The 12,247-nt window shown below is 73.5% G+C and carries 13 protein-coding genes; 11 read left to right on the plus strand and 2 right to left on the minus strand.

Going from position 1 to position 12,247, the window contains the following annotated elements:
• Positions 1-6: 6 nt before the first annotated feature.
• The 3 genes from ACTJKO_RS02850 (at position 7) to ACTJKO_RS02860 (ending at position 4,406) form a co-directional block, all read left to right on the plus strand.
• Complete coding sequence (locus ACTJKO_RS02850) at positions 7-2,028, plus strand: primosomal protein N' (protein WP_440685467.1); 2,022 nt, start codon at positions 7-9, stop codon at positions 2,026-2,028.
• 141 nt (positions 2,029-2,169) lie between these two features.
• Positions 2,170-3,222 (plus strand): L-threonine 3-dehydrogenase, encoded by a 1,053-nt coding sequence (gene tdh, locus ACTJKO_RS02855; RefSeq protein WP_440685910.1) that lies wholly within the window; start codon positions 2,170-2,172, stop codon positions 3,220-3,222.
• Positions 3,222-4,406: a glycine C-acetyltransferase gene (locus tag ACTJKO_RS02860; protein WP_440685469.1), complete on the plus strand. Its 1,185-nt coding sequence runs from the start codon at positions 3,222-3,224 to the stop codon at positions 4,404-4,406. Before tdh ends, ACTJKO_RS02860 begins: the two co-directional genes overlap by 1 nt.
• A gap of 6 nt (positions 4,407-4,412) precedes the next feature.
• Here the strand turns inward: ACTJKO_RS02860 and ACTJKO_RS02865 are convergent, their stop codons facing one another.
• On the minus strand, positions 4,413-4,868 hold the full coding sequence (locus ACTJKO_RS02865; RefSeq protein ID WP_440685471.1) for a DUF4383 domain-containing protein: 456 nt from the start codon (positions 4,866-4,868) through the stop codon (positions 4,413-4,415).
• Between the two features lie 169 nt (positions 4,869-5,037).
• Between ACTJKO_RS02865 and ACTJKO_RS02870 the strand changes: the two genes are divergently transcribed.
• Genes ACTJKO_RS02870 through ACTJKO_RS02880 form a run of 3 tightly spaced genes read left to right on the plus strand, consistent with a single transcriptional unit; the run spans position 5,038 to position 8,206 of the window.
• Complete coding sequence (locus ACTJKO_RS02870) at positions 5,038-5,727, plus strand: GntR family transcriptional regulator (RefSeq protein ID WP_440685473.1); 690 nt, start codon at positions 5,038-5,040, stop codon at positions 5,725-5,727.
• Between the two features lie 38 nt (positions 5,728-5,765).
• Complete coding sequence (gene fmt / locus ACTJKO_RS02875) at positions 5,766-6,698, plus strand: methionyl-tRNA formyltransferase (protein ID WP_440685475.1); 933 nt, start codon at positions 5,766-5,768, stop codon at positions 6,696-6,698.
• Complete coding sequence (locus tag ACTJKO_RS02880; RefSeq protein WP_440685477.1) at positions 6,695-8,206, plus strand: RsmB/NOP family class I SAM-dependent RNA methyltransferase; 1,512 nt, start codon at positions 6,695-6,697, stop codon at positions 8,204-8,206. The genes fmt and ACTJKO_RS02880 overlap by 4 nt, the downstream gene beginning before the upstream one ends.
• A gap of 3 nt (positions 8,207-8,209) precedes the next feature.
• Here ACTJKO_RS02880 and ACTJKO_RS02885 read toward each other — a convergent pair whose 3' ends face one another.
• Positions 8,210-8,857, minus strand: a complete 648-nt coding sequence (locus ACTJKO_RS02885; protein ID WP_440685479.1) for an NAD(P)-dependent oxidoreductase — start codon at positions 8,855-8,857, stop codon at positions 8,210-8,212.
• A gap of 63 nt (positions 8,858-8,920) precedes the next feature.
• Between ACTJKO_RS02885 and ACTJKO_RS02890 the strand changes: the two genes are divergently transcribed.
• From ACTJKO_RS02890 to hisF, 5 genes are all read left to right on the plus strand, one after another.
• Complete coding sequence (locus ACTJKO_RS02890) at positions 8,921-9,514, plus strand: TetR/AcrR family transcriptional regulator (protein ID WP_440685481.1); 594 nt, start codon at positions 8,921-8,923, stop codon at positions 9,512-9,514.
• A 39-nt stretch (positions 9,515-9,553) separates the two neighbouring features.
• Complete coding sequence (rpe, locus tag ACTJKO_RS02895; RefSeq protein ID WP_440685483.1) at positions 9,554-10,216, plus strand: ribulose-phosphate 3-epimerase; 663 nt, start codon at positions 9,554-9,556, stop codon at positions 10,214-10,216.
• Between the two features lie 92 nt (positions 10,217-10,308).
• The gene (locus ACTJKO_RS02900) at positions 10,309-10,572 is read left to right on the plus strand and encodes a phosphoribosyl-ATP diphosphatase (protein ID WP_440685485.1); all 264 of its coding nucleotides are present in this window, start codon (positions 10,309-10,311) and stop codon (positions 10,570-10,572) included.
• Positions 10,573-10,630: 58 nt separating this feature from the next.
• The gene (hisG, locus tag ACTJKO_RS02905) at positions 10,631-11,470 is read left to right on the plus strand and encodes an ATP phosphoribosyltransferase (protein ID WP_440685487.1); all 840 of its coding nucleotides are present in this window, start codon (positions 10,631-10,633) and stop codon (positions 11,468-11,470) included.
• On the plus strand, positions 11,467-12,231 hold the full coding sequence (hisF, locus tag ACTJKO_RS02910; RefSeq protein ID WP_440685489.1) for an imidazole glycerol phosphate synthase subunit HisF: 765 nt from the start codon (positions 11,467-11,469) through the stop codon (positions 12,229-12,231). The genes hisG and hisF overlap by 4 nt, the downstream gene beginning before the upstream one ends.
• The last annotated feature ends 16 nt before the right edge of the window (positions 12,232-12,247 follow it).

Here is a 12,247-nt window from a genome sequence, read left to right on the forward strand (position 1 = left end):
GTCCGCGTGACCACCGTCGCGCGCGTCGTCCTCGATTCGCCGCTCCCGCAGTTGGACCGTCTGTTCGACTACCGGGTGCCGGCCGAGCTCGAGGACGACTGCGTGCCCGGGGTCCGCGTGAAGGTGCCGCTCCGGACCGGGGCGCGCATGTCCGACGCGTACGTCGTCGAGGTCGTCTCCGAGGGGGACTGGCCCGGCGAGCTCAGCCCGATCGAGCAGGTCGTCTCGCCCGTCCCGGTCCTCGCGCCCGAGGTCTGGCGCCTCGCGCGCGCGGTCGCCGACCGTGCGGCCGGCGTCGCGTCGGACGTGCTCCGGCTCGCCGTGCCGACGCGCCAGGTACGTGCGGAGAAGGCCTGGCTCGCCCGCGACACCGCGTGGGCTCCCGGCCCGGTGACGCCGCCGGAGGTCAGCGGCTACGCGGACGGCGTCCTGGAGGCGCTCATCGCCGACCGCGGGCGCGCTGCGGTCGCCGCCGTCCCCCACCCCGTCGCGCTCACCCCCGCAGCCGACCCCGCGGACACGGCGGACGGCGCCGCGACGCCCTCCGAGGACGTCTGGGTCCCGGGCTGGGCCGCGACCCTCGCCCAGGCCGCCGCGCACTCCCTCGCGGCCGAGCGGTCGGCCGTGATCGCCGTGCCCGACTTCCGTGACGTGACGGACCTCGAACGCGCCCTCCTCGCCGTGCTCCCCGCCGAACGCGTCGTCCGGTTCGACGCGAAGCAGACGAACGGGCAGCGCGCGAAGGCCCTGCTCCGGGCACGGACCCACGCGGTCGTCGCGATCGGGAACCGCACGGCGATGTACGCGCCCGCGTCGGACCTCGGGCTCATCGCGATGTGGGACGACGGGGACCCGTCCTTCATCGAGCAGCGAGCGCCGTACGTGCACACCCGCGACGTCGCCCTGGTGCGCGCCGCCCAGTCCGGTGCCGCGCTCCTGTTCCTCTCGCACGCCAGGAGCACCGACGTGCAGCGGCTCGTCGAACTGCACTGGCTCCAGGAGGTCACGCCGTACCGGGTACGGACGCCGAAGGTGATCCCGACCGTCCAGCAGACCGGCGCCGAGGGGTACGCCGCGCAGGCCCGGATCCCGAGCACCGCCTGGCGCGCCGCCCGTGAGGCCAGCCAGCACGGCCCCGTCCTCGTGCAGGTGGCCAGCCCCGGCTTCGGTACCGGCCTGGTGTGCGCCGAGTGCGGTGAGCGCGCCCACTGCCGGATCTGTGGTGGTCCGCTCGGCACACCGCACCGCGGCGCGACGCCGCAGTGCCGGTTCTGCGGCGCCCTCGCGGTGGGGTTCCGCTGCCCGACCTGCGGCAACGGCACGGTGAAGCCGGTGGGACAGGGCGCCCAGCGGACGGCCGACGAACTCGGGCGGGCGTTCCCGGGCACCCGCATCGTCGTCGCCGACGGGTCCCGTCCGCTCGACGAGGTGCCCGCTCGACCCTCCGTCGTGGTCGCGACCCGCGGCGCCGAGCCGAACGTGGCGGGCGGGTACGCGTGCGTGCTGCTGCTCGACGGCGAGCGGATGCTGGCGCGCGAGGGGTTGCGGGTGCAGGAGGACGTGCTCCGCTTCTGGACGAACGCCGCCGCCAAGGGAGCGCCCGGCGTCGAGGCGTACCTGGTCGGCATCGGCGGGAAGACCGCGACCGCGATGGCGCTCTGGCGTCTCGACGGGCCGGCCCACGACGAGCTCGCCGACCGCCGCGAGCTGAACTTCCCGCCGGCCGTCCGCGTCGCGACCCTGACCGGCACCGACGAGGCCGTCACGGGGGCCGTCGACGCGCTCGAGGGGCTGACGGCCGGACCGGTGCTCGGACCCGTCCCGGTCGAGGACGACGCGCTCCCCGGGACGGTCCGCGCGATCGTCCGCTTCCCGTACGCGAACGGCGCCGAAGTCGCGGCGACGCTCAAGGCCGAGGTGATCCGGCGCTCGTCGACCCGGCGGGTGCTGCCGGGCGGCAACCGGCGGCGGGCGGCGCCGGCGCTCCGGGTGCGACTCGACGACGCCGAACCGTTCCGCGAGGTCTGACCGGCGCAGGACCGCACTGTCGTGCCGGACCCGCGCCGCGCCTCCAGGCCGCGTCGTGCCCACGTGTGGGAGGCTGGACGACGGCGGTCACGAACCGCCGACGACTCCATCACGCACGACGAGGTGACGCGGATGACGCCGATGAAGGCGCTGTACAAGCCGGACGCTGCTCCGGGACTGACCATGACCGAGCGGCCGGTGCCGGTCCCCGGCGAGGACGAGGTCCTCATCCGGGTGCTCCGCACCGGGATCTGCGGGACCGACCTGCACATCCGCCGGTGGGACGACTGGGCGGCCTCGGCGGTGACGGCACCGCTGGTCCCCGGACACGAGTTCTTCGGCGAGGTGGTCGAGGTCGGGTCCGCGGTGCGCGACGTGACGGTGGGGGACCGGGTCTCCGGCGAAGGGCACATCGTGTGCGGCACCTGCCGGAACTGCCGCGCGGGGCGTCGCCAGATGTGCATCCGGACGAAGGGCCTGGGCGTGCAACGCGACGGGGCGTTCGCGGAGTACCTGACCCTCCCCGGGCAGAACGTGTGGGTGCACCACACCGACGTCGACCCGGACGTGGGAGCGCTGTTCGACGCGCTCGGCAACGCGGTGCACACGGCGCTGGCCTTCCCGGTCGTCGGCGAGGACGTGCTCGTCACGGGGTGCGGCCCGATCGGCCTCATGGCGATCGCGGTGGCGCGTCACGCCGGAGCCCGGTTCGTGGTCGGCACCGACGTGAGCGCGAACCGCCTCGCGATGGCGGAGACGATGGGTGCCGACCTCGGCATCGACGTCCGCGGTGACGGCACCGCGGCGCTCCGTGCGGCCCAGGAGCGCCTCGGCATGCGCGAGGGCTTCGACGTCGGGTTCGAGATGTCCGGCGCACCGGCTGCGCTGCCGTCGATGGTCGACACGATGAACCACGGCGGCCGGATCGCGATGCTCGGGCTCCCGACGGGGGACATCGCCGTCGACTGGGGCAAGGTCGTGACGCACATGCTCACCGTCAAGGGGATCTACGGGCGGGAGATGTTCGAGACCTGGCAGACCATGAGCTCGATGCTGCAGACGAGCCAGGTCCTGCGCGAGCGCATCGGTTCGATCGTCTCGGCGCGGTACGCGGCTCGGGACTGGGAAGAAGCGTTCGCCGCGGCGGCGAGCGCGGACGGCGGCAAGGTCGTCATCGACTGGACGGAGATCTGATGTACGGCGCGATCAAGGACCACCTGGCGGCGGAGCTCGCCGGCATCGAGGCCGCGGGCCTGACGAAGCGGGAACGCGGGATCTCCGGCCCGCAGCGCGCGGCGATCGAGGCGGACGGGGCGGACCTGCTCAACTTCTGCGCGAACAACTACCTCGGGCTCGCCGACTCCGCCGACCTCGTCGACGCGGCGAAGGACGCCCTCGACCGCTGGGGCTACGGCATGGCGAGCGTCCGGTTCATCTGCGGCACGCAGGACCTCCACCTCGACCTCGAGCGCCGGGTGTCGGCGTTCCTCGGCACCGAGGCGACGATCCTCTACTCCTCCTGCTTCGACGCGAACGGCGGCCTGTTCGAGGTGCTGCTCGGCGCGGAGGACGCGATCATCTCCGACGAGCTCAACCACGCGTCGATCATCGACGGCGTGCGGCTGTCGAAGGCGCAGCGGTTCCGGTACCGGAACCGTGACATGGCCGACCTGGAGGCGCAGCTCGCGGCCGCCTCGTCGGCTCGCTTCCGTGCCGTGGTCACCGACGGGGTGTTCTCGATGGACGGCTCGATCGCTCCGCTCCGCGAGATCTGCGACCTCGCCGAGCGCTACGACGCGCTCGTCATCGTGGACGACTCGCACGCGGTCGGGTTCGTCGGGGAGCACGGCCGGGGGACACCGGAACTGTGCGGCGTCGCGGACCGGGTCGACGTGTACACGGGGACGTTCGGCAAGGCGCTCGGCGGCGCGTCCGGCGGCTACGTCGCGTCCCGTCGGGAGATCGTCGACCTGCTGCGGCAGCGTTCGCGCCCGTACCTGTTCTCGAACTCGCTCGCGCCGGTGATCGCGGCGGGGACGGTCGCGGCGCTGGACCTCATCGAGCGCTCCGACGACGCCCGTTCCACGCTGCGCCGGAACGCGGAGCTGTTCCGGACGCTCATGACCGACGCCGGGTTCGAGTTGCTGCCGGGGGAGCACCCGATCGTCCCGGTGATGTTCCACGACGCCGCGCTCACCGCCCGGATCGCGGACGAGATGCAGGCGCGCGGGATCTACGTGACCGCGTTCAGCTACCCCGTGGTGCCGAAGGGGAAGGCGCGGATCCGGGTGCAGCTGTCCGCGGCGCACACCGAGGAACAGGTCCGCCGGTGCGTCGCGGCGTTCACCGCGGCGCGGGCGGCGGCGACCCCGGTGTGAACCCGGTCACGCGCCGACGGGCCGGCGGCGCTCGCGCGGGAACACCACGCCCAGCGTGACCATCCCGATCGCGAGCACGAGGTGCAGCCAGTTGTCGGGCCAGTTCAGCGGGACGAAGTTGGCGGCGAAGTCGTGCCCCGCGGTGAAGAGCCCGTACACCCAGAGCACGAAGTAGACCACCCCGCCGATCACGAGGTACATCCGGGAACCGGTGGCGTAGCGCGCCGCGACGAGCCCGACCACGCCGAACAGCAGGTGGACGATGTTGTGCAGGACCGACACCTGGAACAGGCCGAGCAGCATCGCCATCGAGCCGTGGCCGGCTCCGCCCAGGTCGCCGGTGGTCAGCCCGGGGACGAACCCGGCGATCCCGACGAGCAGGAAGACGATGCCCACGACGAGCGCGATCTTCTGGATGCTCGATCCCGCGTAGCGGTCGGTGGCGGTGGTGATGTCGGACATGTGGACCTCCTCGGTTCCGTGCCCAGAACGTACCGAGCAGCACCCGCGTCCGTTCTCGGGCGGGGCGTCCTGCCCGCTGGGGGACCCCGGTCGCGTGGACCTGCCCCTTGCCCCCACGCCACCGGGCGCGGTAGAAACGAGCGATCCTCCTTGCAGACACGGAGTGGACATGACACGTGGTGAGCCCGCCCCGGCGGAGACGACGACCGAAAGCCAGGACGACGCGGAGCACCGGGTCGTCGCCGCGATCCTGAGCGGGAGCCGACGGCCGGGGGATCCGCTCGACCCCCGGGACTTCGCGGCCGGCACGGACGCCGGGCTCGTCGAGGTGGAACGCGCGTTGCTGGCACTCGTCCGCGATCGCCTCGTCGAGACGAGCGCCGACGGCGGGTTCCGGGTGGCGACGCCCGCCCCGGACGACTACGACCACGCCCTGCAGGTGCTGTTCGGATTCGCCGAGCTCGCCGTGCGGTGGTCGGTGCCGACGATGGACGACGCCGACGTCGCGATCCTGGCCGAGGCGCTCGAGCAGGTCCGCGACCACGTCGCCGGCAAGGACCCGGTGGGTCTGGGGACCGCGCTCGACGACCTCGTCGGACCGCTGCTCACGGCGACGCCGAACCCGTTCTTCGAGCACGCCGCGGTCACCGTGCTCACGCAGTGCCAGTTCCTCGCCCTCGCCCAGCCCCGGTTCGTGTTCTGGGGCGTCGGGGACTTCGTGGACTCGTTCCGAGCCGCGTTGCGCGGTCGTGACGGCGACGCGGCCGCCGACGGCGTCCGCGCGCTCGGGCGCGCCGTCCTCGCGCACGTCGAGGAACAGCGTGCGTCCGGCCCGCCGGACGGCCCGGCGCGGGCCTGACGTCGCCGCACCACCCGACGCGTGGGAGGATCGAACCCATGCGTCTCGTCGTCGCCGGCAGCCCCGCTGCGGCCGTCCCCACCCTCCGCCGCCTGGCCGCGTCCGACCACGAGATCGTCGCGGTGCTCACCCGTCCGGCGACCCCGCAGGGCCGCAAGCGCGTCCTCACGCCCACGCCGGTCGCGCGGGCCGCCGCGGAGCTCGGCCTCCCCGTCATCGAGGCCGCCCGCGTGGACGACGAGGTCACTGCACGCCTCGCCGCACTCGACGTCGACCTCGGCGTGATCGTCGCCTACGGCGCGCTGCTGCGACGTCCCGCCCTCGACGTGCCGCGCCACGGCTGGGTCAACCTGCACTTCTCCGAGCTCCCGGCCTACCGCGGAGCGGCGCCGGTCCAGCGGGCGGTGATGGCCGGTGACACCCGGACCGCCGCCACCGTGTTCCGACTCGTCGAGGCGCTCGACGCCGGACCGGTCTTCGCCTCGGAGCCGTTCGACATCGACCCGGAGGCGACCTCCGGCGAGGTGCTGGCCGCGATGGCGGAGACCGGCGCCGAGGTCGTCGCGCGCGTGGTCGACGGGATCGCCGCCGGCACCGCGGTCGCGGTGGAGCAGTCCGGCGAGCCCACCCTCGCCCCCAAGCTCACGATCGACGACGGACGCATCGACTTCACGGCGCCCGCGGCGGCCGTGCACGCCCGGCTCCGCGGGGTGACCCCCGAGCCGGGCGCCTACGCGCACCTCGGCGAGACGCGCGTCAAGCTGCTCCGCAGCGAGCGGCCTGGAGGGACGGCGGACCCCGCCCCGCCGCTCGCCCCCGGTGCGCTCACCGTGCAGGGCGGCCGGCTGCTCGTCGGGACCGGCGACGCGCCGCTGGTGCTCACCGAGGTGCAACCCGCCGGCAAGAAGGCGATGGACGCGGCCTCCTGGGCCCGCGGCCTCGGCCCGCTCGACGGGAAGGTGCTCGCGTGAACGCCGCCGACACAGGTCAGCGCCGCGACCGCGGGCCGCGTCGGACGAGTGCGCGCCGCGTCGCCTTCGACGTCCTGCGCGCCGTGCAGGTCGACGACGCCTACGCGAACCTGCTCCTGCCGACCCGCATCCGGCGGGCAGGACTCTCCGCGCGTGACGCCGCGTTCGCCACCGAGCTGACCTACGGCTCGATCCGGATGCTCGGCCGCTACGACGCGATCATCGCCCTGGCGTCCGGTCGTCGGATCGAGCAGATCGAGTCGGACGTGCTCGACGTCATGCGGCTCGGGGCGCACCAGTTGCTCGCGATGCGCACGCCGACCCACGCGGCGGTGTCCGCGACCGTCGAACTCGCGCGGGAGATCGGTGCGCACCGGGCGACCGGGTTCGTCAACGCGGTCCTCCGCAAGGTGGGCGCCCGCACCGACGAGGAGTGGGACGCCCGCATCACCGAGGGACGCGGCGGGGACGCGCTGCTCGCGACCCGCTGGTCGCACCCGACGTGGGTCGTGGGTGCGCTGCGGGACGCCCTCGCGGCGGAGCGGTCGAGGGACGAACTCGCGGCGCTGCTCGCCGCCGACAACGTCGCACCCCGCGTGCAGCTCGCGGCGTTACCGGGCCTCGCCTCAGACGAGGACGTCGAGGCCGCACGCGCGAACGTCTCCGACCCCGGCGTGCCCGACGCCGGAGCGGGGGCTCCGGAGGCGGCCGACGACGAGGGCCGACCCGCTCGTGGCGACACGCCGAGCGGTGCGGAGACGGACCGGCCCGTCTCCCCGGTCGGCATCCGCGGCATCGCCGGCGACCCCGCCCGGGTCCCGGGTGTCGCCGCCGGGCGACTGCGGGTGCAGGACGAGGGGTCGCAGCTGGCGGCCCTCGCGCTGAGCCGGTCCTCGGCCGTCCGGCCGGGGGAGCGGTGGCTCGACCTCTGCGCCGGACCCGGTGGCAAGGCGGCGCTGCTCGCGGCAGAAGCCGCTCAGGGCGGAGCGGTGCTCGTGGCGAACGAGCTCGTGCCGGCACGTGCGGGGCTCGTGCGGAAGGCCCTCGCCGGGTTCGGCGACGGCGTCACGGTGGTCGAGGGCGACGGGCGGCGGTTCGGCCGCGACGGCACCGGGGTGGCCTTCGACCGCGTCCTGCTCGATGCGCCCTGCACGGGGCTCGGGGCACTGCGTCGCCGACCGGAGGCCCGGTGGCGGAAGCAGCCGGAGGACGTGCCGGAGCTCGCGGCGCTCCAGTCCGAACTCCTCGACGCGGCGGTGCGGGTGCTCGCGCCCGGCGGCACCCTGGCCTACGTGACGTGTTCGCCGCACCTCGCCGAGACGCGCGGGCAGGTCGACGCGCTCATGGCCCGGCACGGCGACGTCCTCGCGCAGGTCGACACGGCGTCGGTCGTCCGTGCGATCGCGGCCCGTGACCCGCGGGTGGCGGACGGCGACACGGTCCAGCTCTGGCCGCACCGGATCGGCACGGACGCGATGTTCATCGCGCTGTTCCGACGCGTCGGCTGATCGTCAGCGGCGGTAGGCGCTGCCGTCGCACGTGTGGACGGCGGTCTCGTCGAACAGGGCGCGCAGGTTGTACGCCGCGCAGTCGACGAAGGTCCCGATGCTGATCCAGTGCTCCGACCGTCGCAACTCGCCCCGCGACGGTCCGTCCGAGCCGATACCGGCGCGGTGCACCACCCACGAGATGTCCCGCGCTTCCTGGTCGAGGTACCGCATCACGGCCTCGTTGTCGCGGTGCTGCCCGTCGTAGCTCCGGGCGATCGTGCGACGGACGACCCAGAGCGGCGGTGCGAGCCGCTTCCCCGGCCCGGCACTCAGCCCGCCTGCCTGGTAGAGGAACCGCTGCGTCCCGCTCCGCCGCATCGCCGGCACGAGCGCGCGGACGAACTCCGTGTTCACGGCGCGCTCCTGCTGCGCGGCGACGTCGCCGAGCATCGCGACGACCCCGTCGACGCCGTCGAGCAGCGCGTCGAGGTCGGGATCGTCGGTGATCGAGCCCCGCACGACCTCGAGGTCGTCGTGGCGCGCCCGCAGCTTCTCCGGCGTGCGGGCGAGGGCACGGACCGCGTGGCCGGCGTCGAGGGCGAGTCGGGTGAAGTGCTGACCGGTCTGTCCGGTGGCACCGAGGACGAGGAGACGCTGCTGTTCGCTCATGTCGGTCAATCTAGGCATTGTCTAGAAAGTAGTCAATGCCTAGTTCGGGTTTAGGATGACTCCATGACCGATCGGCCCTTCCACCACGGGAACCTGCGGTCCGTCCTGCTCGACGAGGCCGTCGCCGTCGTGCGGGAGTCCGGGGTCGACGGGCTCTCCCTCCGGGACCTCGCACGCCGCGCAGGTGTCAGCCACGGCGCCCCCCGCAGTCACTTCGTCGATCGTCAGGCGCTGCTGGACGCGTTGGCCGTGCGCGGCTTCGAACGCCTCACCGCCGCCGTGCGCCGGGCGCTCACGGGGCAGGCCGACCTGCACGACCGGTTCCGGCGGGTCGCCCGGGCGTACGTCGACTTCGCGATCGACGACGCGGCGCTCATGGACCTCATGTTCCAGACGAAGACCAGCGGTCAGCACCCGGACCTGACCGATGCCTCGGTCACCCTGTTCACGGTGCTCGACGGGGCGATGGGTCCGAGCACCGGCGAACCCGATTCCCGCACCCTCTTCAAGCTGCTGTTCGCCGCCACCATGCAGGGCATCGCCGCCCTGGTCGCGTCCGGACGGATCGACCGCGCCGAGGGGTACCGGCTGGTCGACGCGGCCACCGAGACGATGCTCGGGTCCGAGCTGCGCGCGCGTGCCGTCACGGCGTCCTGACGACGGTCCGCCGAGCACGCCGCCGGTAGGGTTGGACGCGTGACGATCCGCATCTCGCCGAGCATCCTGTCCGCCGACTTCGCGAACCTCGAGCGCGAGCTGCACCGCATCGAGACCGCCGACCTGGTGCACGTCGACGTGATGGACAACCACTTCGTGCCGAACCTCACCCTCGGGCTGCCGATCGTGCAGCGCCTCCAGCAGGTGTCGCCGGTCCCGCTCGACGTCCACCTCATGATCACGGACGCCGACACCGAGGCGCCGAAGTACGCCGAGACGGGCGCGTCGAGCGTGACCTTCCACTTCGAGGCCGCCGAGGACCCGGTGGCGACCGCCGCGGCCATCCGGTCGAACGGTGCCCGCGCCGCCGTCGCGGTGAAGCCCGGCACGCCCGTCACGCAGGTGCTGCACCACCTCGACGCCTACGACATGATCCTGCTCATGACCGTCGAGCCCGGGTTCGGGGGCCAGGCGTTCATGCCGTCGGTCATGCCCAAGCTCGCCGACGCCCGCGCGGCCGTCGACGCCTCCGGGCTCGACGTCTGGCTCGAGGTCGACGGCGGCATCGCGGTGGACACCGTGCCGGAGGCGGTGCGGAGCGGGGCGGACACGCTCGTCGCTGGCTCGGCCGTCTACGGCGGGGAGCCGGCGGCGCGGATCGCGGACCTCCGCGAAGCCGCCGCCGCAGCGGCTCGCGCGTGAACGGGGAGCCTTCACGCGTCGCGGAGCCGAGCCGCGCCTCCCGTCCGGACGGTACGTCGGCTCCGATCGCCGAGGACGGTAGCCTGGTCCGCGTGAAGACGTTCGACGACCTGTTCCAGGAGCTCACCGAGAAGGCGCGCACGCGCCCCGAGGGCTCCGGCACCGTCGCCGAACTGGACGCCGGCGTGCACCAGATCGGGAAGAAGATCGTGGAGGAAGCCGCCGAGGTCTGGATGGCGGCCGAGTACGAGGGTGACGAGCGCACCTCAGAGGAGATCTCGCAGCTGATCTACCACCTGCAGGTGCTCATGGTCGCGAAGGGGCTGTCCCCGGCGGACGTCTGGCGACATCTGTAGGACGCGCTCCGCGCGCTCCCACGGACCGTCACCGACCCCCCACAGAAAGCAGACCCTGATGCTCCGCATCGCCGTGCCCAACAAGGGCTCGCTCTCCGAGACCGCCTCCGAGATGCTGCGGGAGGCCGGGTACGCCGGTCGCCGCGACCCCAAGGCGCTCCACCTCCTCGACGAACGCAACGGGGTGGAGTTCTTCTTCCTCCGCCCGCGCGACATCGCGACCTACGTCGGTTCCGGCGCCCTCGACGTCGGCATCACCGGGCGTGACCTGCTGCTCGACTCCGGTTCGGCCGCGCACGAGGTCGACGCCCTCGGCTTCGCCGACTCGACGTTCCGGTTCGCCGGTGCCCCCGGCCGGTTCGCCGCGCTGCAGGACCTCGACGGCGTGCGGGTGGCGACGAGCTACCCCGGGCTCGTCGGCGACTTCCTCGCGCAGCACGGCGTCACGGCCACCCTCGTGAAGCTCGACGGCGCCGTCGAGAGCGCCGTGCGGCTCGGGGTGGCGGACGCCGTCGCCGACGTCGTGTCGACCGGGAGCACGCTCCGTGCCGCAGGACTCGAGATCTTCGGCCCGGTCATCCTCGAGTCGACGGCCGTCCTCGTCTCGACCGACGAGACGATCCCCGGCATCGACGTCCTCCGCCGCCGGCTGCAGGGCGTGCTCGTCGCCCGCGGGTACGTGATGCTCGACTACGACATCCCGACCGGACTGCTCGAGCAGGCCACGGCCGTCGCCTCGGGCATCGAGTCGCCGACCGTCTCGCCGCTGCACGGTCGCGACTGGTCGGCGGTGCGGGTGATGATCCCGCGCGAGGACGCGAACCTCATCATGGACGCGCTCTACGACCTCGGCGCGCGCGCCATCCTCGTCAGCCCGATCCACGCCGCACGACTGTGACCGGGGTCTCCGTCCGGGTCATCCCGTGCCTCGACGTCTCGGGCGGCCGTGTCGTCAAGGGTGTCAACTTCCTGGACCTGCAGGACGCCGGCGACCCCGTCGAGCTCGCCGCGCGGTACTACGAACAGGGCGCCGACGAGCTCACCTTCCTCGACGTCGGGGCGACGGTCGAGAACCGCGCGACGATGTACGACACCGTGACCCGGACCGCCGAGCAGGTGTTCATCCCGCTCACGGTCGGCGGCGGCGTGCGGAGCGTCGACGACGTGTCCCGACTGCAGCAGTGCGGCGCGGACAAGATCGGCGTGAACAGCGCGGCGATCGCCCGGCCCGAGCTCGTCGGCGAGATCGCGGACCGGTTCGGCGCGCAGGCCGTCGTGCTGTCGCTCGACGTCAAGCGGTCCGACCGGATGCCGTCCGGGTTCGTGGTGACGACGCACGGCGGCCGCACCGAGTCCGACCTCGACGCGGTCCGCTGGGCGCGCGAGGCCGTCGAGCGCGGCGCGGGGGAGCTGCTGGTGAACTCGATCGACGCCGACGGCACGAAGAACGGGTTCGACCTCGAGCTCGTCGCCGCCGTCCGCGCGGTCTCCTCGGTGCCGGTCATCGCCTCAGGAGGCGCGGGTCGGCTCGAGCACTTCGCCCCGGCCGTCGACGCGGGCGCGGACGCGGTCCTCGCCGCGAGCGTCTTCCACCGCGGCGAGATGACCGTCGGCGACGTCAAGGCCGCGCTCGGCGCGGCCGGGCACGCCGTCCGCTGATTCGCCGCCGTAGGCT

Source organism: Curtobacterium sp. 22159 (assembly GCF_052045775.1).
Lineage (GTDB): Bacteria > Actinomycetota > Actinomycetes > Actinomycetales > Microbacteriaceae > Curtobacterium.